The organism is Micromonospora sp. SYSU B005, from assembly GCF_055362685.1.
The window spans coordinates 133,508-155,296 of record NZ_JAXCFU010000006.1; the positions used below are offsets into that span (position 1 = coordinate 133,508).

Below are 21,789 nucleotides of genomic sequence, written 5' to 3' on the forward strand. Positions count from 1 at the left end.
CATCGACGCTCGCGAGACGGTGCGGTCACCGTCTGCCGTACGGCCGCCGGGGAGCGGTGATCAGCGCCGCTCCTCCAGCTGCTTGCACGTCACGCAGAGGGTGGCCGACGGGAACGCGGCGAGCCGCTCCACCGGGATCGGGTTGCCGCACCGCTCGCACCAGCCGTAGCCACCCTCGTCGAGGCGCTCCAGCGCGCGCTCGACCTGCGTGATCCGTTCCTTGATGCTGTTGGCGAGAGAGATCTCCTGCTCCCGCTCGAACGTCTTGGTCCCGGTGTCGGCCTGGTCGTCCCCGGCCGAGTCGGTCAGCCGGTCGCGCTGCAGCTCGGTGATCTCGCTCAGCGTCTGATCGTACTCGGCGTTCAGCTCGTCCCGCCGTGCCGCCAGGGCGGCCCGGATCTTCTCGGTCTCCGCCGCGCTGCGGGTGGCCTTCGCCACCGGCTTGCGACCGGCGGTCCTGGTGTCGGCTGGCTTCGCCATCGTCAGCTCCCTCAGCCGCGCGGAGCGGCGGTCAGCGGTGCGTGGGCGGGGACGCCGTCGTCGGCGTCGTCCGCGTACGGAAGGGTGCACGGCGAGTGGGCCCGCCGTGCACTCCGGAGGTTGGCAAGAATACGGAACGTACAGGCGTCCGACAACGTGCCGCACCGTCGTCCCACGTATCCGCCCCGGACTGCCATCAATCGGGGCAAAAGGAACGGTAGCAGATCAGCGGGCCGTCTCCTCGCCGTACTCCCCGAACCACCTCGCCAACCGGCCCCGGCGACTCACCGCCCGCAGCCGCCGCTCGGTCTCGTCCCGTACTCCGGCGGTGGCGACGATGAGCAGGCTGTCCCCGACCTTGAGCCGGGTGTCAGCGCCCGGCACGAAACCGACCCCGTCACGCAGCACCAGCGTCACCGCGGCGCCGACCGGCAGCCGCAGCTCGTCCACGTGCACCCCGGCCAGCCGCGACCCGGCGGGCACCTCCAGCTGGAGCAGGTCGGCGCGCATCCGTTCCAGCGGGGCCGTCTCCAGCAGGATCTCGCTCGCCTCGGCCGGCGCGGTCACACCCAGCCGCCGGGCCGCCGGCGCCAGCGTCCCGGCCTGGAGCAACGTGAAGATCACCACCAGGACGAAGACGGCGTCGAACAGGCGGTCCGCCCCCGGCACGTGCAGCGACAGCGGGATGGTCGCCAGCACGACCGGCACCGCGCCGCGCAGCCCGGCCCAGGACAGGAACGCCTGCTCGCGCAGGTTCACCCGGAACGGCAGCGCGGAGACCGCCACGGACAGCGGCCGGGCGAGCAGCAGCAGCGCCAGCCCGGTGATCACGGCCGGCAGCACCGCCGAGTCCAGCCGGCTCGGCGAGACCAGCAGCCCGAGCAGCACGAACAGGCCGATCTGGGCCAGCCAGGCCAGCCCGTCGGCGAACCCGAGGATCGCCTGGCGGTGCGGCAGCCGGGAGTTGCCGAGCAGCACGCCCGCGACGTACACGGCGAGGAAGCCCGAGGCGTGCAGCACCGAGCCGGCCGCGTACGCCAGCACGGTGAAGCCGACCACCGCGATCGGGTACAGGCCGGCCGACGGCAGCGCGGCCCGGCGCAGCGCGTACCGGCCGGCCAGACCCGCGCCGACCCCGACCGCCGCGCCGGCGCTCAGCTCGTAGCCGAGCAGCAGCACCTCGTACCACCAGGGGTGGTGGGCCTCGACCCCGGCGCGGGACAGCAGCAGCACCAGCAGCACGACCGGGGCGTCGTTCACCCCGGACTCGGCCTCCAGCGCGGCCACCAGCCGGGGCGGCAGGCGCAGCCGGCGCAGCGTGGCGAACACGGCCGCCGCGTCGGTGGAGGAGAGCACCGCGCCGTAGAGCAGCGACAGCCGCCAGTCCAGACCGAGCAGCAGGTGCACCACCACGCCGACGACCACGATGCTGACCACGACACCGACCGTGGACAGCGCCGCGGCCAGGCCGAGCACCGGCCGCAACGTGGTCCACCGCGCGGTCAGGCCGCCCTCCGCGATGATCACGATGAGCGCGCAGAAGCCCAGCACCCGGGTCAGTTCGACGTCGTCGAACCGGATGCCCAGGCCGGCCTCGCCGAGCAGCACGCCGAGCGCCAGGTAGACCAGCAGGCTCGGTACGCCGAGCCGGGTGGAGAACCGCACCGCCCCCACCGCGACCAGCAGCACGGCGGCGCCCACGAGCAGCGCGACGTCGAGCCCCGGGGTCATCGCCGGCCGGCCCGACCGGACCTCACGCCGTGCTGCCGTCGCGCAGCCGGCGCAGCACCTCGGGCAGCCCGTCGTGCGGGCGCTCGACCAGGAACAGCTTGTCGCGGCTGGCCGCGCCGGACCGCAGCGACACGGTCGCCGGCCGGACGCCGAGCGCGTCGGCGAGCGCGCGCCGGGCCGCCTCGGTGGCGCGGCCGTCCACCGCCGGCGCGTGCACGGCCACGACGAGCGCGGGGCCGTACGGCCCGTCGAACCGCCCGCCCACCCGGGCGCGGGCCGCCCCGGGCTTCACCCGCACCGCGACGGTGAGTGCGTCGTCCGCGCTCGTCATGGTCAGCGCGGCCGGGCCTCGGCGAGCAGGGTGGTGGCGGCCTCGCAGTGCGCGCACGGGGTGAAGCCCAGCGCGACCGCCTCGGCGACCGGCAGCGGTTCGTCCTCCCGGCCCACCAGGTGCGGGCAGCCGGGCAGGTGGAAGCGGGGATGGCCGTCGACCACCAGCACGTCGCCCGGTAGCCGGACCAGCCGGGCGACGTCGCCGGCGGAGAGGTACTCGGCGGGCGGGTCGCCGTCGAACGCCTCGCCCGGCGCGGGCGAGGTGGGCCGGGCGGTCTCCGGCATGCGCGGGCCGGGCGGCGAGTAGGGCGTCGCGTCCGCGACGACCGGGTCCGCGTCCACCGGATCCGGGTCAAGCGGCGCCCCGTACGGCCCGGCGGGCTCGGCCTCGAACGCGTGTGTGTACGGCCCGGCCTCGGCGTCGAACGCCGGCGTGTACGGCCCGGCCTCGTACGGCCCGGCGGTGGGCGTGTACGGCCCGGTGTCGGACGGCTCGGCCGGCGGCGAGTACGCGGCCGGCGGAGGGGCGTCGTCCGGGTCGGTCACCGGCGATCCGGGCGGTTGCCGCCACCCGGATCCACCGGCGCCGGCCGTGGACGTGTGGTGCGGGACCGGGCTCACCGGCTCGTCCGGGGACGGGACGGTGTGCGCGGTCCGTGGTCGCGGTCCGGTCTCCCGGCCGGCCGTGGCCCGTGCCGCGGCGGCCTGGCGGGCGAACGCGACGAAGGCGACGGCGGACAGCAGGCTGGCCGCGATCGAGACGATGAGCAGGAGGCTGGACCCGCCGGCGAGACCGGCGATCAGCAGCACGACCGCGACGAGGATGAGCAGGATGCTGGCGGCTACCACGGCTCACCCCCGGCCGCGTCGTGTCGGTCTGGGCGGTCGGTGGTCGTCACGGGGACGGCCACCGACGCGGGATCAGCGGCCGGACTCGAGCGAGCCCGCGCCGCGGCCACCCCCGAAGGAGCCGGCCAGACCTGCGGTGGCGAGGCCGTTGCTGCCGCCGGCGGCACGGGTGCCCTCCCGGTTCATCTCCACCTCGATGCCCTGGCCGCGACCGTCGAGGTCACGCAGCTGGCTCTCCAGGTACGCCTTGAGGCGGGTGCGGTACTCGCGCTCGAACTGCTTGAGCTCCTCGATGTGCTTCTGCAGCGCGGTGCGCTTGGCGTCCAGGCCGCCCATGGCCTCCTGGTGCCGCTGGCGGGCGTCCCGCTCCAGGGCGTCGGCCTTGGCGCGCGCCTCCCGGGTGACCTCCTCGGCCTTCGAACGGGCCTCGGAGAGCAGCTGGTCGGCCTCGCGACGGGCGTCGGAGACGTGGTCGTCGGCGGTGCGCTGGGCCATCATGAGCACCCGCAGCGCCTGCTGCTCGCCGTCACCGGTCACGCCGGCCGGGCCGCCCTGCGTGCGGACCTGCTCCAGCTCGGCCTGCATCGCGCGGGCCGCCTGCTCGGCGGCCGCCTTGTCGCGCTGCACCCGGTCGAGCTGGGCCTTGACGTCGTTGAGCTCCGCCGCGAGGCGGGCGTCACCGCCGGGGCCGGCGGGAGCGCCACCCCGACCGCCGCGCTCCACCTGGGCGCGCAGCTCGTTGTTCTCCTCGATCAGACGGGCCAGCTCGCGCTCGACCTCGTCCAGGAAGGCGTCGACCTCCTCCTCGTCATACCCCCGCTTGCCGATCGGCGGCTTTTTGAAGGCGACGTTGTGGACGTCGGCCGGGGTCAGCGGCATCGAAACTCCTCGGGTCAGTTGCGGCCGCGAAAGCGCTCTGGTCAGGCAAACGCGAAGATCAGGCGCCTAAACACGAACTCCATCAGCACGAACAGGATAACCAGGAGCACAAGGGAGGCCAGGTCGATGCTCACGGTACCAATTCGCAGTGGTGGGATCACACGCCTCAACGCTCGCAGGGGCGGATCAGTGACGCTCCACACGACTTCCAGTCCCGCCGACGCTCCCCGTCCCGGTTGCCAGCGGCGACCATAGGCCAGCACCGCTCCAAGAACAAATCGCGCCAATAGGACAATTAGGAAGATGTACAGCAGCAGGTAGAGCACCTGGAACAGGATCGACAACACGGCAGGCGACGTCCCTCGGTCGTGCGGCTCAGCTCAGGCTGAAGAAGCCGCCCTCAGCGATCTTGGCCTTGTCCTCCGCGGTGACCTGGACATTGGCCGGTGAGAGCAGGAACACCCGGTTGGTCACGCGCTCGATCGTACCGCGCAGACCGAACGCGAGCCCGGCGGCGAAGTCGACGAGCCGGCGGGCGTCCGCCTCGTCCATCTCGGTGAGGTTGATGATCACCGGTACGCCGTCCCGGAAGTGCTCGCCGATGGTCCGCGCCTCGCGGTACGTGGTCGGGTGCAGCGTGGTGATCTGGTAGCGCTGCTCGTCCTCCGGCGCCACACGCTCCCGCTCGCGCGGCTGAGCCTGCGGCGCGAGCGCGAGATTGTCCCGGGTGTGATAGGTCAGGGCGCCCGAGCTGTCGCCGCCGGAGGACCGGGTGATCGACCGCACGCTGGACCGCTCGGCCCGCTCCGGGCGCTCGGTCTCGGCCCGGTCGACGTCGGCGGCGCGGCTGGAGGCGCGCTCGGACAGCCGGCCCCGCTCGCCGAGCCGGCCACGCGTCGTCGGCGGCTCCTCGGCCTCGTCGTCGTCCTCGTCGGCGAACTCCTCGGCGTACCGGCTCGACCGGTAGCGCGACGAGTCCCGGTAGCCACCCTTGTCGTAGCCACCGTCCTCGTACGCCCGCTCGTCGTCCTCCTCGACGAGACCGAGCCAGACCCCCGCCTTGCGCAGTGCACCCATCCCCGCGCCCTTCCGTCCGCCGTGCGGCACGCGCCCCCGTGCCGTGTCGCTTGATCACGAGTGGACGATCATGCCCACCGGACCGGATCGGCAATCCCCTGACGTGCGGTTCGCGGTCCGCCCGTCACGGCCCCCGGCTACGGGAACGCCGTCCTGAACAACACTGATGTAATTTGCTTCCGTCGTGGTGAGGCTACCGCAGCGCAGGGCGCATTCCGAGCAACGCGCTGCCGACACGGACATGTGTCGCGCCGTGACCGATCGCGCTCTCCAGGTCTCCGCTCATGCCCGCCGACAGCACCGTCGCGCCCGGATGGTCGGCCCGCAGCGCCGCCGCCACCTCGGCCAGCCGGGCGAACGCCCGGTCCGGCTCCCAGCCCAGCGGCGCCACCGCCATCAGGCCCGCCAGCCGCAGCCCGTCGGCCCCGGCCACCGCCGCGGCCACCGGGTCGAGCCCGCGCTGCGGATCTGCCGCGCCCGGCAGCGCGCCGCCCCGGGCCGGGTCGCCGTCGATGCTCACCTGCACCAGCACGTCCAGCGGCCGGTCCCGGACCGCCCCGGCGGCGGCGTCCAGCGCGGCGGCCAGCCGGACGCTGTCCACCGACTGGACCACGTCGGCGTACCGGACCACCGAGCGGGCCTTGTTGCGCTGCAACTGGCCGATGAAGTGCCAGCGCGGCGCGGCGCCGGTCTCTGCCACCGCCTGCGCCTTCGGCGCCGCCTCCTGGTCGCGGTTCTCCCCGACGTCGGTCACACCGAGCCCGGCCAGCGCGACCACGTCCGCCGCCGGGTACGTCTTGGTCACCGCGACCAGGGTGACCTCGTCGCGCGGCCGCCCGGCGGCCGCGCAGGCGTCGGCGATGCGGGCCCGCACCCGGGCCAGCCCGGCCGCCAGCTCGGCACGCCGCTCGGGCCGCACCGCCGTCTGTGACTCCGTCATCGGCGCGGCTCAGGACCCGTTCTTGAGGAAGTCGGGCACGTCGACGTCGTCGAACAGCACCCGGCGCGACGGCTGCTGCGGCGCCGGCATGGTGGCCGGCGGGCTCACCGGAGCGTTCGGCTGGGCCGGCGGGTTCTGGTTGCTCTTGCGCGGCGGCTCGACCGCCTTGTACGCCGGCGTGCCACCGTCGAAGCCCGCCGCGATCACTGTCACCCGCACCTCGTCGCCGAGCGCGTCGTCGATGACCGCACCGAAGATGATGTTCGCGTCCGGGTGGGCCGCGTCGGTGACCAGCTGCGCCGCGTCGTTGATCTCGAACAGGCCGAGGTCCGACCCGCCGGCGATGGAGAGCAGCACGCCGCGCGCGCCGTCCATGCTCTGCTCCAGCAGCGGGCTGGAGATGGCCGCCTCGGCCGCCTCGACGGCGCGGTTCTCGCCCCGGGCGCTGCCGATGCCCATGAGCGCGCTGCCGGCGCCGCTCATCACGCTCTTCACGTCGGCGAAGTCCAGGTTGATCAGACCCGGCGTGGTGATCAGGTCGGTGATGCCCTGGACACCGGAGAGGAGCACCTGGTCGGCGGTGCGGAACGCGTCCATCATGGAGATGTTGCGGTCGCCGAGCGCGAGCAGGCGGTCGTTCGGGATCACGATGAGCGTGTCGCACTGGTTGCGCAGCTCCTCGATGCCCGCCTCGGCCTGGACCTGCCGGCGCTTGCCCTCGAACGAGAACGGCCGGGTGACCACACCGATGGTGAGCGCGCCGAGCTTGCGGGCGATGTTCGCCACGACCGGCGCGCCGCCGGTGCCGGTGCCGCCGCCCTCGCCGCAGGTCACGAACACCATGTCGGCGCCCTTGAGGACCTCTTCGATCTCGTCGCGGTGGTCCTCGGCGGCGTTCTTGCCGACGTCCGGGTTGGCGCCCGCGCCGAGTCCCCGGGTCAGCTCCCGGCCCACGTCGAGCTTGACGTCCGCGTCGCTCATCAGCAACGCCTGCGCGTCGGTGTTGATCGCGATGAACTCGACGCCCTTGAGCCCAACCTCGATCATCCGGTTGACGGCGTTGACGCCGCCGCCCCCGATGCCGACGACCTTGATGACCGCCAGGTAGTTGTGCGGAGGTGTCATCTCCGGTCCTTTCCCTTCGAGATTGGCATGGGCCGACCCCACACGGCTTGGCCGGATCAGCGGCCGGACACTCCCCCGTGGCCTCCGACGGCTGAACCCTCACCCTCTACTAGAGGCTTAGAGTTATGTCAACCACTGATCTCTTCGGGGCAACGTATGCGCCGCCGCGCCAGGAGCCAAGGACCTGTTCCGGCGTGTCGCCGACCGAGCGACAGGGGACACAGCGCCCGCCCGCTGAGCCTCGGGTCACTCGAACGTGACCACGTCCGGCGCGCTGACGTCGATCCGGTCCGCCTTGCGGCTCAGCAGAGCGGTCGCCACCGTCGACTTGTCGGTGCCCCGGGAGGCGTCGCCCCAGAACACCTGACGCTCACCGCGCAGCAGCAGCGTGATCCGGGCCAGGCCGGCCACGTCCACCGCGACCAGCTCCGCGCGCAGCTTCTCCCCCAGCGCCGCGAGCACCGCCAGCCCGGCCCGCGTACCCGGGTCGTCGGGGCCCGGCCGGGCCACCCGGACCTGCGGCAACCCGTCCGGCGCCCGGTCCAGGCGCTGGAACACCACGCCCGAGCCGTCGACGACCACGAAGCCCTCACCCTGCGGCACCGCCGCCACCGGGGTGCGCTCCCGCACCCGGATCACCAGCGTGCCCGGCCACTCCCGTTCCACAGTCGCGCTCGCCACCGGCGGCAGCGTGCCGACCTTGCGCGCGGTCGCGTCCAGGTCCACCCGGGCCAGCGGCGCGTTGTCCGGCACCGCCGCGGCGTCGCGGATCTGCACCGGGGTGACCAGCCGCGCGCCGACCACCCGTACCTCGCGGACGCCGAACAGGCCGGTGCCCAGCACCGTCCACGCCACCAGGCCCGCGACGGCGAGCACCGCCGCGGCGACCGCCCACGGCAGCGCCGCCCGCATCCGCCGCTGCCGGGCCCGGGCCATGAACCGGCGGGTCGACGGCGGCACCGCGTCCGCGTTCGCCCGCACGAGCTGCCAGCGCCGGGCCGGGCTGCGCCGCCCGCCGCCGCCGTCCGGTCCAGGGGTACGGCCGCGGGCCGGACCGGGACTCATCCGGCCGGGGTCGCCGCGCCGTCCGGGTCGACGCCGGCGCCGAGCCCCGTGCCCCCGGCGGAGCGGGCGAGCAGGGCGTCGAGCAACTGGTCACCCATCAGCGAGATCGGCGGCGCGCCCATGGTCACCACCACGTCGCCGGTCCGCGCCCGCCGGGCCACCTCGGCCGGCACGTCGTCCCACGACTCGACGAACACCTTGCGGTCGGCCGGCAGCGACACCTCCTGGATCAGTGCGGCCGAGCCCTCGCCGGGGCGACGCGTCTCACCGGGGCCGAAGACCTCCAGCAGCACCACCTCGTCGGCGATGCCGAGCGCGGCGGCGATCTCCGCCTGGTTGTCGCGGGTGCGGTAGAGCCGGTACGGCTGGAACACCACGATCAGCCGGCCGTCGCCGGCGACCTCGCGCAGCGTCTGCAACGCCAGCGTCATCGAGGTCGGGTGGTAGGCGTACTCGTCGTAGACCAGCACGCCGTCGGCCACGCCCTTGCGCTCGAAGCGCCGCCGCACGCCGGGGAACGCGCCGAGCGCGGCCTCCGCCGCGGCCACCGGCAGTTCCAGCAGGTACGCGGCGAGCACCGCGGCGGCGCTGTTGAGCGCCATGTGCCGGCCCGGTACGGGCAGCCGGATCTCGCCCAGCGGCCGGCCCTCGACCTCGGCCTGGTAGCGCACCCCGTGCGCGGACGAGACGACCTCGCTCATCCGCAGGTCCGCGTCGGCGGACTCGCCGTACGTCCAGACCCGGCGGCCCTCGGCGCGCAGCGTCTCGGCCAGCCGGCGCCCGCCCGCGTCGTCGGCGCAGGTGATCACGAAGCCGGCCGGGTCGGTGAGCCGGGCGAACTCGGCGAACGCCGCCTCCAGGGTGGCCAGGTCACCGTAGGTGTTGAGGTGGTCCGCCTCGACGTTCGTGATGATCGACACGAACGGGCGGTAGATGAGGAAGGAGCGGTCGCTCTCGTCCGCCTCGACCACGAAGTGCTCGCCGGTGCCGTGGTGCGCGCCGGAACCCACCTCGGAGATCTCGCCGCCGATCACGAACGACGGGTCGGTGCCGGCCTGCTGGAGCACCATGGTGACCATCGACGTGGTGGACGTCTTGCCGTGGGTGCCGGCGACCGCCACCGTGCGGCGGCCCGTCATCGCCGCGGCGAGCGCCTCGGAGCGGTGCAGCACCCGCAGCCCGCGCCGGCGCGCCTCCACCATCTCCAGGTGGTCCTGCGGGATCGCCGAGGAGTAGACCACCGTGTCCACCCCGTCGAGGTTGGACGCCTCGTGGGTGGAGTGGATGGTGCCGCCGAGTGCCCGCAGGCCGGCCAGCGACGGCCACTCCCGCAGCTCGCTGCCGGAGACCGGCAGGCCCCGGGTGAGGAACAGCCGGGCCAGCCCGGCCATCCCGACCCCGCCCACCCCGATCAGGTGGATCCGGCCCAGGTCCTCCGCCGTCATGGTGCCGGCGGGCGTGAACTGCGCGGTGTTCATCAGACGTACCTTCCCGTCGCGGTGTCCCTCATCAGCGGGCCACCGCCTCGTAGACGAAGTTCAGCAACGCCACGTCGCCGTCGCGGCGGCCGTAGCCGGCTGCGGCGTGGCTCATCGCGTACAGCCGCTGCGGGTCCCGGATCAGCGGGATCACCGTCCGCTCCACCCAGGCCGGGGTCATCTCGGCGTCGTCGACAAGCAGGCCACCGCCCGCCTCCACCACCGGCAGCGCGTTGCGCTTCTGCTCCTGGTTGCTGTGCGGGTAGGGCACGTAGACGGTGGGCAGGCCGATCGCGGCCACCTCGGCGCAGGTCATCGCGCCGCCCCGGGCCAGCATCAGGTCGGCCGCGGCGTACCCCAGCTCCATCTCGGACAGATACGGCAGCGTGACGTACGGCACCGGCAGGTCGGTGGGCACGGAGACCGGCTCGTTGCGGGCGCCGATGACGTGCAGCACCTGCACGCCGTTGCGGGCCAGCTCCTTCGCCGCGCCGGAGACGGCCAGGTTGATCGAGCGGGCGCCCTGCGAGCCACCGGCGACGAACAGCACCGGCAGGTCGGGACGGAGTCCGAAGTGGGCGCGGGCGGCGTCACGCAGCGCGGCCCGGTCCAGCCCCGCGATGCCCCGGCGCAGCGGCACACCGACCACCCGGGCGTCGCGCAGCGCCTCGGCCTGGGCCGGCTGGTGCGGGAAACCCACCGCGACGTTCTTGGTGAACTTCATCCCGAGCCGGTTCGCCACGCCCGGCGGCACGTTCACCTCGTGGATGACGATCGGCAGCTCCCGCCGCCACGCGGCCAGGTAGCCCGGCACCGAGACGTACCCGCCGAAGCCGACCACGGCGTCGGCCTGGACCTCGTCGATCACCTTGCCCGCCGCGCGCGCCGCCTTCCACATCCGGTCCGGGGTACGCACCAGGCTCATGTTCACCGACCGGGGCAGCTGGTAGGCCGGGATCTGCCGCAGGTCGTAGCCGGCCGGCGGGATCAGCTCGTTCTCCAGCCCCTTGGGTGTGCCCAGACAGGTGATCCGGACGCTCGGGTCGTGTCGGCGCAGGCAGTCGGCGAAGGCGAGCAGCGGGTAGATGTGCCCGCCCGTACCCCCTCCGCAGAGCACCACCGAACGCAGCGGACCCATCAGCGTCTCCTCTCGCTCGCCGCGCCGGCGCGCGCCCGGTCGGACCGGGCGCCGCGGGGCGCGGCCTGGTCGTCCTGCCGCCGCTGACGGGACCGGGGCACGGACCCTCGGTCGGCCGGGGGCGGCGCCGGTCGGCGACGCCGGCCGGGAAGCGGCGGCAACGGGGCCCACACTAGTCGGACCCATCGGGCGGGCGGACGGGCATGCAGCGCTCGCGCCGCGTCCGGCTCGGCGCGGGCGAACGAGGCGAGCATGCCGATCGCGGCGAGCGTCACCACCAGGGCGCTGCCGCCGTCGGAGATGAACGGCAGCGGTACGCCGGTCAGCGGCAGCAGGCCGGTCACGCCACCGATGTTGATGACGGCCTGGCCGACCAGCCAGGCGGTCACGCCGGCGGCGGCGAGCCGGCGGAACGGGTCCTCGACCCGGCGGGCGATCCGCATCCCGGTGTACGCGAGCACGGCGAACAGCGTCAGGACCACAGTGCAGCCGACCACGCCCAGTTCCTCGGCGACGATGGCGAAGATGAAGTCGTTGTGCGCCTCGGGCAGGTAGTTCCACTTCAGCGAGCTCTGTCCCAGGCCGACGCCGAACCAGCCGCCGTTGCCGATCGCGTAGCGGGCCTGCACGAGCTGGTAGCAGTAGTCGAGCTGCTGCTCGAAGCAGGTCTTCGGGTCGGGCGGGTCGAGCCACATGGTGAGGCGGCCGAGCCGGTAGTTGTCGGCGTCCCGGGAGCCGGAGCCGGCGCCCAGCGAGGCGGCGGCCACCAGCAGGCCGACGCCGGCCAGGCCGATCGTGGACAGCGCGGCGAAGACGCGGGCCCGTACGCCCGCCGCCCAGAGCATCCCGACCACCAGCGCCAGCAGGCAGAGCATGCTGCCCAGGTCGTTGTAGCCGACGAGCACGAACAGCAGGCCCACCACCGGGAACAGCGGCGTGGCCAGTTCCTTCCACCAGCCCAGCGCGGCGCCCTTGCGGGCCAGCACGTGCGCCGCCCACAGCACCAGCGCGAACTTCGCCACCTCGACCGGCTGCAGCGAGATCGGGCCGAGGGAGAGCCAGAGCAGTTCGGCCTTCAGCGGCCCGATCGAGGTCACCCCGAACAGCGAGTTCAGCGCGACGAGCAGGTTGAGCGTGAGCAGCAGCGCCACCGCCACGCCGAGCGCCGGACGGCTGACCGCCCGGAACGTGCGCGCGGGCAGCCGCTGGCAGGCCCAGAACGCGCCGATGCCGATCACCGCGAACACGGCCTGCTTGGTCAGCGACGCGGACGCGTCGCCGCCCTCGGCGAAGTCCTTCACGCTCGTGGCGGAGAAGACCATGGTGAGGCCGATCAGCAGCAGCAGGCCGGCGCTGGACAGCAGCAGGTAGTACGAGGCCAGCGGCCGGGCCAGCAGGCCGCGCAGCGCGGCCAGGCCACCGGCCGGATCCCAGCGTGCGGCCGGCGGTTCGGCCGGGGGCGTGGCCGCCGGGGCACGGCGGGCCGGCGGGTCGCTGGTCACCTGGATGTCTCGTCCCTCCCCCACAGGCCCATCATGGCCGTTCGAACCGCCCGCCCGTGGCGCAACCGCCCGGTCGGCGTGTCGGATCTGAAGGAAGGGCCCCTTATTAACAGACGTCTGTTAATAAGGGGCCCTTCCTTACACCCGGGCGGTCAGCTGACCGCGGCGAGGAACTCGCTGTAGAACAGGCCCAGCGCGATGGCCACGCCGATGCCGGCGATGATCCAGAACCGGACCACGATGTTGACCTCGCTCCAGCCCGCCAGCTCGAAGTGGTGCTGCAACGGCGACATCCGGAACACGCGCTTGCCGGTGGTACGGAAGGAGATGATCTGGATGACCACGGACATCGTGATGATCACGAAGAGGCCGCCCAGGATCGGCAGCAGCAGGATGGTGCGGGTGGACATCGCCATGCCGGCGATCAGGCCGCCCAGTCCGAGCGCGCCGGTGTCGCCCATGAAGATCCGCGCCGGGGACGTGTTCCACCACAGGAAGCCCACGCAGGCGCCGGCCGCCGCGCCGGCGATCAGCGCGATCTCCAGCGGGTCGCGCACGGCGTAGCAGTACGACTCGGTGTAGTTCGGGTCGGCGCACCAGTGCCGGTACTGCCAGAACGCGATCAGCGCGTACGCCGCCAGCACCATCACCGAGGCGCCGGTGGCCAGGCCGTCCAGGCCGTCGGTGAGGTTGACGCCGTTGGTGGCCGCCATGACCACCATGATGATGACGATCACCGCGCCGATCTTGCCGATCTCCAGCGCCGGGATGTCCCGGATGAAGCTCAGCGTGGTGCTGCCCACCGTCTCGGTGTTCGTCGCGTTGCCGCCGGCGTCGGTCATGCTCGACGGGAAGTAGACGGCCACCGCGCCGAACACCGCGCCGACCAGGATCTGCCCGGCCAGCTTGCCCCGCTTGTTGAGACCGCCGCTGTGCCGCTTGCGGACCTTCAGGAAGTCGTCGATGAAGCCGACCGCGCCGGAGAACACCATCAGCCCCAGCAGCACCAGCGCCGTGATGGTCGGCTCGACCTGCGCGATCTGCGCGTCCGGCAGCGTGGTCAGGGCCAGGTGGCCGGCCACGTACGCGATGACCGTGGCCAGGATGAAGACCACGCCGCCCATCGTCGGCGTGCCCTTCTTGCCCTCGTTGCTGGCGAGCCCGAGGTTCGATCGGATCGGCTGGCCGGCCTTGAGCCGGGCGAACACCTTGATCGCGATCGGCGTGCAGAACAGTGAGATCAGGAACGCGACCCCGATGGCGACGATGACCGCCCTCATGCGGCGCCGCCCTCCGTCGCACCGTCCGGGGCGTCCGCGCGCAGCGCGTCGGCCACCTCCCAGGTCCGGTACCGGGAGCCCTTCACCAGCACCACGTCCCCTGGACGCAGCTCGCTCCGCAGCACCTCGACGGCCGCCGCCTGATCGGTGAGCAGCACCGACTCTCCTCCCCAATTACCTACCGCTGTCGCGCCCTCGTGGATCGGCGCCGCCGGCTCGCCCACCACGAGCAGCCGGTCCACTCCCAGTTCGGCCGCGAGCCGGCCGACCTGCTGATGCCCCTGAAGTTCGAAGTCACCCAGCTCGGCCATGTAGCCGAGCACCGCGACGGTACGCCCGTCGCCGCGCATGCTGGCCAACGCCCGCAGCGCCACGCCGGTGGAGGCCGGGTTGGCGTTGTACGAGTCGTCGATCACGGTCACGCCGTCGGGACGCTCGAAGACGTCCATCCGCCGGGTGGAGACCAGGCCCAGCTCGTTGAGCGCCGCCGCCAGGTCGGGCAGCGGCAGGCCCAGTTCCCGGCCGACCGCCGCGGCGGCGAGCGAGTTGGAGACCTGGTGCCGGCCGGTGAGCCCGAGCCGCACCGGCGCGCTGCCCTCCGGGGTGACAAGGGTGTACGAGGGCCGTCCCCGGCCGTCGAGCGTCACGTCCACGGCGCGCACGTCGGCGCGCTCCGACTCGCCGTAGCGCACCACCCGGGCCCGGGTACGCGACGCCATCGCGTCCACCCGCGGGTCGTCGGCGTTGAGCACCGCCAGCCCGTCGGAGGGCAGCGCCTCGACCAGCTCGCCCTTCGCGAGCGCGATGGCCTCCACCGAGCCGAACTCGCCCAGGTGCGCCACGCCGACGTTGAGCACCACGGAAATCCGCGGCGGCACCACGTCGCACAGGTAGCGGACGTGCCCGACCCCGCGGGCGCCCTTCTCCATCACCAGGTAGCGGGTCTCCGGCGTGGCCTGCAACGCCGTGTACGGGTGCCCCAGCTCGTTGTTGAACGAGCCGGGCGGCGCCACAGTCGGGCCGAGCCGGACCGCGAGCTGGGCGATCAGGTCCTTGGTGGTGGTCTTGCCGGACGAGCCGGTCAGCCCGATCACCGTCAGCCCGGGCAGCCGGTCCACCACCGCGCGGGCCAGCCGGCCCATCGCGTCGAGCGCGTCGCCGACGAGCACCATCGGCACGCCCGGCACCTCCCGGGTGCCGAGCACCGCGACCGCGCCGGACGAGATCGCGCCGGCCGCGTAGTCGTGGCCGTCGACGCGCTCGCCGGGGAAGGCGACGAACAGCCCGCCCCGGTTCACCTTGCGGGAGTCGAACTCGACGGTGCCGGTGACCCGGGCGTCCGGGTCGGCGCCGACGAGCCGGCCGTCGACGGCGGCGGCCACCTCGGCCAGCGTCAGCGGGATCACCGCTGACCCACCAGGTCACCGAAGCGGGCGCGCAGCGCCGCCGCCAGCTCCACCCGGTCGTCGAACGGCAGCACCTCGCCGCCGATCTCCTGGCCGCGTTCCTGGCCCTTACCAAGCACCGCCACCACGTCACCCGCTTCGGCCACCCGGACCGCCTCCTCGATCGCCGCCCGCCGCCCGGGCACCTCGATGACGCGGGCCGGGGTCGCGGCGGCGTACGCGCCGGCGAGCACCTCGGCCCGGATCGCGGCCGGGTCCTCGGTCCGCGGGTTGTCGTCGGTCACCAGCACCACGTCGGCGCCGCGCGCGGCCACGCCGCCCATCACCGGCCGCTTGCCCCGGTCCCGGTCGCCGCCGGCGCCGAGCACGCAGATCAGCCGGCCTTCGGTCAGGCCGCGCAGCGCGGTGAGCACCGCCTCGATCGCGTTGGCCTTGTGCGCGTAGTCGACCACCCCGCGTACCGGGGCGTCGCCGCTGACCAGTTCCAGCCGGCCGGGCACGCCGCCGCAGGCGGCCACGCCGCGCGCCGCGGTCTCCGGGTCCACCCCGGCGGCGACCAGCAGGGCGACCGCGAGCAGCGCGTTCGCCACGTTGTGCCGGCCGGGCAGCGCCACGCCGGTGGGCAGCGTCAGCCCGTCCGGGCCGTGCAGGGTGAACCGCTGGGCGTACCCCTCGCCGTCGATGCCCCCGGCCCACCAGGTCGCGTCCGGGTCACCGGCCGCCGAGTAGGTGACGGTGCCGGGCTTGTACAGCGGGCGCAGCGCCGGGTCGTCGTGGTTGAGCACCTCGACCCGGCAGCGGCCGTCGAACAGCTTGGCCTTGGCCGCGAAGTAGTCCGCCTCGTCGGCGTGGAAGTCCAGGTGGTCGGAGCCGAAGTTGGTGTAGCCGCCGACGTCGAACCGGACGCCGCCGACCCGGCCCATCGCGAGCGCGTGGCTGGACACCTCCATCACCACGGTGTCCACCCCGTGCTCGCGGGCCACCGCGAGCATGGCGTGCAGGTCGGTGGCCTCCGGGGTGGTCCGGACGCTGTCGATCACCAGATCGCCGAGGCGGGTCTCGACGGTGCCGATCAGCCCGGTGACGTGCCCGGCGGCGCGCAGCCCGGACTCGACCAGGTAGCTGGTGGAGGTCTTGCCGGCGGTGCCGGTCACCCCGATCACGGTCAGGCCGGCGGTCGGGTCGCCGTAGACGGTCGCGGCCACCTCGCCGAGCGCGTCGCGCGGGTCGTCGACGACGAGCACGGGCAGGCCGGTGCCGGCGGCGAGCGCCGCGCCGGCCGGGTCGGTCAGCAGGGCCACCGCGCCCGCCTCCGCCGCCGCGGCGGCGAACTCCGCGCCGTGGCGGCGGGCACCGGGCAGGGCGGCGTACAGGTCGCCGGGGCGTACCTCCTGGCTGGCGTGGGTCACGCCGGTGACGGCCGGTTCGTCGGCCTCCTCCGGCAGAGTCGCCGCCACGCGGGCGGCGAGGTCGCCGAGCCGTACGGGACGCACGGTTGTGGGACGTGGATTGCCGGGCACGGCGTCAGACCCTACCCGGTCGTCCGGTTCCGACCGCACAGCCGCCCCGGTGGTTCGTCGCCACTCACCGATGATGTCCCGCCGCCCCCGCTCAGCGCGGAAAGACCTCGAACTTCGGGGACTTGTTGGTCAGCGACGGCGGCACCCGGTAGTGGCGGAGAGTGAAGCCCATCATCTCCCGGAACGCGGGCGCGGCGACCGCGCCGCCCTCGCCGCCGGGGCTCCAGACGAACACCGCCACCACGTACCGGGGGTTCTCCGCCGGGGCCATGCCGATGAACGAACCGACCGGCCCGGGCTGCTCCTTGCCGTTCTCGTAGCGCAGCCCGGTGCCGGTCTTGCCGGCCACCCGGTAGCCGGGCACGGCGGCGGCCAGTCCGGTGGCCTGGCCGTCCGGGCCGTCGACCGTGGTGACCGCCTCCATCATCCGGCGCAGCGCCGCCGCGTTGTCGGGGCTGAGCACCGAGCGGGTGGTGGGCGCGGCGGCGGGGCTGCGCTTGCCGTCCGCGCCGATGGTCTCCTTGACCAGGTGCGGCTGCACGTACGTGCCGTTGTTGGCGATGGTGGCGTACGCGGCGGCCATCTGCAGCGGCGTGGCGTCCACGCTGTGCCCGATCGGCACCGACCCGTACGCCGAGCCGCTCCACTGGTCCGGCGGGAGCAGCCGGCCGGAGGCCTCGCCGGGCATGCCCTCGCCGGTCGCCGCGCCCAGCCCGAACCGCTTCTGGTAGTCGAACAGACGGTCCTTGCCCAGCTTCTCGGCGATCTCGATGGTGCCGACGTTCGACGAGAAGGCAAGCATGCCGGGGATGCTCATGGTGCGGCCGCCGGCCGGGTGGGTGTCGCGGAAGGTGACGCCGCCCCGGACGATCGTGTCGGAGACCGGGAACTTGGTGTCCGGCGTGATCACGCCCTCCTGGAGCGCCGCGCCGTAGGTGATCGCCTTGTGGATCGAGCCGGGGTCGACCACGAACGTGGTGGCCGCGTCGTCCCGGTCCGCCGGGGAGCCGACCTTGGTGGGGTTCGCCGCGTCGTACGTCGGCTGGCTGGCCTGCGCCAGCACCTCACCGCTCGGCACCTCGATGATCACCGCGGCGCCGACGCTGCCCTTCACCTTGGCCGTCTGCTTCGCCAGGATCCGCTGCGTCATGAACTGGAGGTCCCGGTCGACGGTGAGCTTCAGCGAGCTGCCCGGCTGCGGCTGGGTGGTGCGGCTGTAGCCGCCCGGGATGGGCGCGGCCAGGTCACCGAGGCCCACCTCGTAGGTCCGCTTACCGGCCTGTCCGCGCAGCACGTCGTCGTACTTCGCCTCCAGCCCTTCCAGGCCGTTCATGTCCTGGCTGACGAAGCCGAGCAGGTTGGCGGCCAGGTCGCCGCCGGGCACCTCGCGCCGCTCGTCACGGTGCACGTTGATGCCGGCCAGGTCGAGCTCCATGATCCGCTTCGCGGTGCCGATCTCCACACCGCGGGCCAGGTAGACGAACTGCAACGGGGTGTCGGTGCCGGGCAGGGTGCGCTGGCGCATCTTCTCGGCCAGGTCGGACACGGGCACGCCGAGCAGCGGGGAGAGCAGGCGCGCGGTGGCGAACCGGTCCTTCACCCGGGTCGGGTCGGCGAACACGTACCGGGCCTCGACGCTGTGTGCCAGCGGCTCGCCGCTGCGGTCGAGGATCGCCCCGCGCGGGGCCGGCAGTTCGACCACGGCGAGCCGGTTGGGCAGGCCGCCGTCGGCGTACGCCGGGGTGTCCACGGTCTGGAGGTAGACCAGCCGCACGCCGATGCTGGCGAACAACGCCAGCGCCAGCACGGTGCCGAGCCGCAGCCGCCGGCGCGGGTCGCCGAGTCGCGGCGGCCGGCGCGGCTTGCGTACCGGCCTGCGGGGTTGCGCGGCCGGGCGGCGCGGCTGGGACCGGCGGCGCGGCGGAGGCGCGTCCTCGTCGTCGTCGAACGGCTCCCGCACCGGCCGGGACGAGACGGTCCGCACCACGCCGGCCCGGCCGCCCGCGGCGGTGGACCGGCGCCCGGACCGGACGCCGTCGGTGGCGGGCTCGCGCGTGCCGGCCCGCCCCGCCCGGCCGCCGTCGAGCACCTGCAACGCGGGCCGGAACGGGTCGCCGGAGCGGTTGCTCCGGGGGGTACGCCGTTGCTCGGCGCCGCCGCCCTCGCGCACGGTCCGCCCGCGCGGGGTGTACGCGCGGGCGTCGGAGATCCCGCCGAGGCCCGGCTCGCGCGGCTCCGACCCCCGCGACGATCCGCGCCGGGAGCCATTGGCGTCCCGGCGCGGATCATCCGATCTCGGCGGCATCGCTCAGCCTCCGTTGCCCTGCGGGCTGGTGACCGACGGGGCGCCCTGCGCGGGGTGCGGCACCCCGATGGTCTGGCCGTCCGGCAGCCGGATGTAGGCCGGGTCCTCGGACTCGACCAGGCCGAGCCGCCGGGCGTTGGCGGTCAGGTTGCCGGGCGCCTCCTGCTTGGCGATCTCCTTCTTCAGCTCCTGCTCGTCCACGTCCAGCTTGGCCTGCTGCTGCTGGAGCTTCTCCAGCTTGAACGCGTTCTCGTTGATCTTGGTGTTGACCGCCAGGATGCCCAGCACCCCGCCGACCACCAGCACCAGGATCAGCGCGACGAACGGAGCCCGGGGCACCCGGATCGGCGCCGGCGGGGCGACCCGCAGGCGCGGCGCGGGCGCACCGGTGACCCGGGTACGCTCGGCCGGCCGCAGCGCGGCGCTGCCCTGCGTCGGAAACTCGCGCGCCCCCCGGGCGCGAGCCTGCTCCCGGCGGTCGGTCGCGGTCGTGTCCCGCGTGGTGCGCTGCGCCGCGGTCCGGCCCCCCGACCGCGGTGCGCGCTGCCCGACGGCTCCCCGGCCGTCGCGCTTCTCGACGTTCATGTCCCCTCCCCCTCCTCGTCCGTCCCGTTCGCGTCCCCCGGGGCCGACCGCGGGTCCTCGCCGGACCCCGGTGACCCCGTCCCCGGTTGGTGCATCGCCTTCACCCGGCGGCGGTACCGTTCGCGGTCGGTACGCCCCTGCCGGGCCGCCTCCGGATCGAGCCGTTCCGCGGCCCGCAGCCGCACCGAGGCGGCACGCGGGTTCGCGGCCACCTCCGCCTCCCCGGGCAGCTCGGCGCCCCGGCTCAACAGCCGGAACGTCGGGCCCGACCCGGGCAGTTCGACCGGGAGGTCGATCGGGCCCTTACTGCGGACCCGATCGGCGAGCGCCTGCTTGGTGAGCCGGTCCTCCAGCGAGTGGTAGGACAGGACCACCATGCGGCCGCCCACTGTGAGCTTGTCCAGAGCAGCCGGCAGCGCCGTCTCCAGCGCTGCCAGTTCTCTGTTTACCTCGATCCGTAAAGCCTGAAACGTTCTCTTTGCCGGGTGTCCACCGGTTCGTCGGGCCGGCGCCGGAATAGCGTCCCGGACCAGCTCGGCCAGCCGGGCCGAGGACGTGATCCGGTTGCGCTCCCGTTCCCGGATGATCGCCGAGGCGATCTTCCCGGCGAACTTCTCCTCGCCGTACACCCGCAGCAGGCGGGCCAGGTCCGGGTGGGAGTACGTGTTGACCACCTCTTCGGCGGTCACCCCCCGGGTCTGGTCCATCCGCATGTCCAGCGGCGCGTCCTGCGCGTACGCGAACCCGCGGTCGGGCGCGTCCAGTTGCAGGGACGAGACGCCGAGGTCGAACAGCACCCCGTCGATCGCCGGGTAGCCGAGCCGGTCGAGCACCTCGGGCAGCTCGTCGTAGACGGCGTGCTCCAGGTGGATCCGGTCGGCGAACCGGGCCAGGCGGACCCGCGCGTGGGCGAGCGCCTCGGTGTCCCGGTCGAGGCCGATCAGCACCGTGTCCGGATGTGCCGAGAGCACCGCCTCGGCGTGCCCGGCCAGGCCGAGCGTGGCGTCGACGTGCACGGTGCGACCGGGCCGGCCCAGTGCGGGGGCCAGCAGCTCGAGACACCGCTCGAGCAGCACCGGCACGTGCGTGCCGCGTAGCTCCCCCATCTCGACCCCCACCCCGTTCGCCAACCGTTCCGTCACGTGTCCGTCGTCGCCACGACGCCTCGCCATACCGCCAGATCCCCATCCGCTCCCGCCCGCCGGAGGCCGCGGCCCTCCGTGTCGGATCGTGCGCCTGGCACCGGGGAAGGGGTGCCAGGAACTCGAAAGCGGCTGGAGATCTCGCAGTACGTCGGGCGCCGTCACGCCCTACAGACCGCCGGGCAGCACCCCCTCCTCGATGTCGGCGAAGTCGTCTTCGCTCTCCGCGAGGTAGGCCTCCCAGGCCGCCCTGTCCCAGATCTCCACCCGGGTGCTCGCTCCGATCACGACCAGATCCCGGTCCAGTGCCGCGTACGACCGCAGGTGGCCGGGAATCGTGACCCGCCCCTGCTTGTCCGGCACCTCGTCGTGCGCGCTGGCGAAGAAGACCCGGCTGTAGGCCCGGGCCGCCTTGCTCGTCATCGGCTGCGCGCGCAACTGGTCCGCGATCCGCTGGAACTCGGGCATCGGGAAGACGTAGAGGCAGCGCTCCTGCCCTTTGGTGATCACGACACCCCCCGCCAGTTCGTCCCGGAACTTCGCCGGCAGGATCAACCGGCCTTTGTCGTCCAGGCGCGGAGTGTGGGTGCCGAGGAACATCGGCCCAACCCCCTCGCCCTGAGCGGCGTTCGCGGCGCCGCTGACCCCCCGGGCCGGTGTGGCCCTCCCGGCCTCACCATCGCGCCCCACTCTACTCCACTTCCCTCCACCTGCAACCAGAATCGCCCGCGCGGCGTGGCGTTTCCGCGCGCAAAACCGCACGTCAACGCGGGTGGGGCGGAGTGGAGGGGGTGGGGCGCGCCCCACACCGTCCGCTACCCGACATCGACCGCCGCCGTCCGGCCCCGCGCGCTCCGCCCGTCCGCCGGGCCGTCCCCGGCCGAACGGTTCGCCGTCGGCGGCGATCTGGTGGAGGTGGCGGTCCGGTAACCTCGCTCGCGTGACGGACGCGAA

At 73.7% G+C, this 21,789-nt stretch carries 20 protein-coding genes; all 20 read right to left on the reverse strand.

What is annotated here, in order from left to right; all coding sequences use genetic code 11:
• Positions 1–60: 60 nt before the first annotated feature.
• A complete protein-coding gene (locus SM452_RS16155; RefSeq protein WP_018785248.1) occupies positions 61–480 on the reverse strand; it encodes a TraR/DksA family transcriptional regulator in 420 nt (139 codons plus the stop codon).
• A 225-nt stretch (positions 481–705) separates the two neighbouring features.
• Entirely contained in the window at positions 706–2,211 is a 1,506-nt protein-coding gene (locus tag SM452_RS16160) for a potassium/proton antiporter (RefSeq protein ID WP_262014600.1), read from the reverse strand.
• 22 nt (positions 2,212–2,233) lie between these two features.
• On the reverse strand, positions 2,234–2,542 hold the full coding sequence (locus SM452_RS16165) for a DUF167 domain-containing protein (protein ID WP_262014599.1): 309 nt from the start codon (positions 2,540–2,542) through the stop codon (positions 2,234–2,236).
• Positions 2,543–2,544: 2 nt separating this feature from the next.
• Positions 2,545–3,393: a hypothetical protein gene (locus tag SM452_RS16170; protein WP_463840193.1), complete on the reverse strand. Its 849-nt coding sequence runs from the start codon at positions 3,391–3,393 to the stop codon at positions 2,545–2,547.
• Positions 3,394–3,465: 72 nt separating this feature from the next.
• Positions 3,466–4,272, reverse strand: a complete 807-nt coding sequence (locus tag SM452_RS16175; protein ID WP_463840194.1) for a DivIVA domain-containing protein — start codon at positions 4,270–4,272, stop codon at positions 3,466–3,468.
• A 41-nt stretch (positions 4,273–4,313) separates the two neighbouring features.
• Positions 4,314–4,619 carry a YggT family protein gene (locus tag SM452_RS16180; protein WP_013287596.1) on the reverse strand — a complete coding sequence of 102 codons (306 nt, stop codon included), beginning with the start codon at positions 4,617–4,619 and terminating at the stop codon, positions 4,314–4,316.
• 28 nt (positions 4,620–4,647) lie between these two features.
• Positions 4,648–5,349: a cell division protein SepF gene (locus tag SM452_RS16185; RefSeq protein WP_262014597.1), complete on the reverse strand. Its 702-nt coding sequence runs from the start codon at positions 5,347–5,349 to the stop codon at positions 4,648–4,650.
• Positions 5,350–5,542: 193 nt separating this feature from the next.
• Positions 5,543–6,289 (reverse strand): YggS family pyridoxal phosphate-dependent enzyme, encoded by a 747-nt coding sequence (locus tag SM452_RS16190; protein ID WP_262014596.1) that lies wholly within the window; start codon positions 6,287–6,289, stop codon positions 5,543–5,545.
• Between the two features lie 9 nt (positions 6,290–6,298).
• A complete protein-coding gene (gene ftsZ, locus SM452_RS16195) occupies positions 6,299–7,414 on the reverse strand; it encodes a cell division protein FtsZ (protein ID WP_135241281.1) in 1,116 nt (371 codons plus the stop codon).
• 246 nt (positions 7,415–7,660) lie between these two features.
• Positions 7,661–8,479, reverse strand: coding sequence for a cell division protein FtsQ/DivIB (locus SM452_RS16200; protein WP_262014595.1), 819 nt, complete (start codon positions 8,477–8,479; stop codon positions 7,661–7,663).
• A complete protein-coding gene (gene murC, locus SM452_RS16205; protein WP_463840195.1) occupies positions 8,476–9,957 on the reverse strand; it encodes a UDP-N-acetylmuramate--L-alanine ligase in 1,482 nt (493 codons plus the stop codon). Before murC ends, SM452_RS16200 begins: the two co-directional genes overlap by 4 nt.
• Positions 9,958–9,988: 31 nt before the next feature.
• Positions 9,989–11,095 (reverse strand): undecaprenyldiphospho-muramoylpentapeptide beta-N-acetylglucosaminyltransferase, encoded by a 1,107-nt coding sequence (gene murG, locus SM452_RS16210; RefSeq protein WP_030500243.1) that lies wholly within the window; start codon positions 11,093–11,095, stop codon positions 9,989–9,991.
• Positions 11,095–12,597 (reverse strand): FtsW/RodA/SpoVE family cell cycle protein, encoded by a 1,503-nt coding sequence (locus SM452_RS16215; protein WP_370584962.1) that lies wholly within the window; start codon positions 12,595–12,597, stop codon positions 11,095–11,097. Before SM452_RS16215 ends, murG begins: the two co-directional genes overlap by 1 nt.
• A gap of 152 nt (positions 12,598–12,749) precedes the next feature.
• Entirely contained in the window at positions 12,750–13,877 is a 1,128-nt protein-coding gene (mraY, locus tag SM452_RS16220; RefSeq protein WP_091420798.1) for a phospho-N-acetylmuramoyl-pentapeptide-transferase, read from the reverse strand.
• Positions 13,874–15,283, reverse strand: a complete 1,410-nt coding sequence (locus SM452_RS16225; protein ID WP_262014593.1) for a UDP-N-acetylmuramoyl-tripeptide--D-alanyl-D-alanine ligase — start codon at positions 15,281–15,283, stop codon at positions 13,874–13,876. The genes mraY and SM452_RS16225 overlap by 4 nt, the downstream gene beginning before the upstream one ends.
• On the reverse strand, positions 15,280–16,842 hold the full coding sequence (locus SM452_RS16230; protein WP_463840196.1) for a UDP-N-acetylmuramoyl-L-alanyl-D-glutamate--2,6-diaminopimelate ligase: 1,563 nt from the start codon (positions 16,840–16,842) through the stop codon (positions 15,280–15,282). Before SM452_RS16230 ends, SM452_RS16225 begins: the two co-directional genes overlap by 4 nt.
• Positions 16,843–16,894: 52 nt before the next feature.
• On the reverse strand, positions 16,895–19,108 hold the full coding sequence (locus tag SM452_RS16235; protein ID WP_463840197.1) for a peptidoglycan D,D-transpeptidase FtsI family protein: 2,214 nt from the start codon (positions 19,106–19,108) through the stop codon (positions 16,895–16,897).
• Positions 19,109–19,111: 3 nt separating this feature from the next.
• On the reverse strand, positions 19,112–19,693 hold the full coding sequence (ftsL, locus tag SM452_RS16240) for a cell division protein FtsL (RefSeq protein ID WP_262014590.1): 582 nt from the start codon (positions 19,691–19,693) through the stop codon (positions 19,112–19,114).
• Entirely contained in the window at positions 19,690–20,799 is a 1,110-nt protein-coding gene (gene rsmH, locus SM452_RS16245) for a 16S rRNA (cytosine(1402)-N(4))-methyltransferase RsmH (RefSeq protein ID WP_194801303.1), read from the reverse strand. Before rsmH ends, ftsL begins: the two co-directional genes overlap by 4 nt.
• Before the next feature lie 204 nt (positions 20,800–21,003).
• The gene (gene mraZ / locus SM452_RS16250; protein WP_073831045.1) at positions 21,004–21,435 is read right to left on the reverse strand and encodes a division/cell wall cluster transcriptional repressor MraZ; all 432 of its coding nucleotides are present in this window, start codon (positions 21,433–21,435) and stop codon (positions 21,004–21,006) included.
• Positions 21,436–21,789: the final 354 nt, after the last annotated feature.

Bases quoted from the DNA above. Each gene is read 5' to 3' on its own strand.
- SM452_RS16155 (WP_018785248.1), bottom strand. From the start codon at position 480: ATGGCGAAGCCAGCCGACACCAGGACCGCCGGTCGCAAGCCGGTGGCG.
- SM452_RS16160 (WP_262014600.1), bottom strand. From the start codon at position 2,211: ATGACCCCGGGGCTCGACGTCGCGCTGCTCGTGGGCGCCGCCGTGCTG.
- SM452_RS16165 (WP_262014599.1), bottom strand. From the start codon at position 2,542: ATGACGAGCGCGGACGACGCACTCACCGTCGCGGTGCGGGTGAAGCCC.
- SM452_RS16175 (WP_463840194.1), bottom strand. From the start codon at position 4,272: ATGCCGCTGACCCCGGCCGACGTCCACAACGTCGCCTTCAAAAAGCCG.
- SM452_RS16185 (WP_262014597.1), bottom strand. From the start codon at position 5,349: ATGGGTGCACTGCGCAAGGCGGGGGTCTGGCTCGGTCTCGTCGAGGAG.
- SM452_RS16190 (WP_262014596.1), bottom strand. From the start codon at position 6,289: ATGACGGAGTCACAGACGGCGGTGCGGCCCGAGCGGCGTGCCGAGCTG.
- ftsZ (WP_135241281.1), bottom strand. From the start codon at position 7,414: ATGACACCTCCGCACAACTACCTGGCGGTCATCAAGGTCGTCGGCATC.
- SM452_RS16200 (WP_262014595.1), bottom strand. From the start codon at position 8,479: ATGAGTCCCGGTCCGGCCCGCGGCCGTACCCCTGGACCGGACGGCGGC.
- murC (WP_463840195.1), bottom strand. From the start codon at position 9,957: ATGAACACCGCGCAGTTCACGCCCGCCGGCACCATGACGGCGGAGGAC.
- murG (WP_030500243.1), bottom strand. From the start codon at position 11,095: ATGGGTCCGCTGCGTTCGGTGGTGCTCTGCGGAGGGGGTACGGGCGGG.
- mraY (WP_091420798.1), bottom strand. From the start codon at position 13,877: ATGAGGGCGGTCATCGTCGCCATCGGGGTCGCGTTCCTGATCTCACTG.
- SM452_RS16235 (WP_463840197.1), bottom strand. From the start codon at position 19,108: ATGCCGCCGAGATCGGATGATCCGCGCCGGGACGCCAATGGCTCCCGG.
- ftsL (WP_262014590.1), bottom strand. From the start codon at position 19,693: ATGAACGTCGAGAAGCGCGACGGCCGGGGAGCCGTCGGGCAGCGCGCA.
- rsmH (WP_194801303.1), bottom strand. From the start codon at position 20,799: ATGGGGGAGCTACGCGGCACGCACGTGCCGGTGCTGCTCGAGCGGTGT.
- mraZ (WP_073831045.1), bottom strand. From the start codon at position 21,435: ATGTTCCTCGGCACCCACACTCCGCGCCTGGACGACAAAGGCCGGTTG.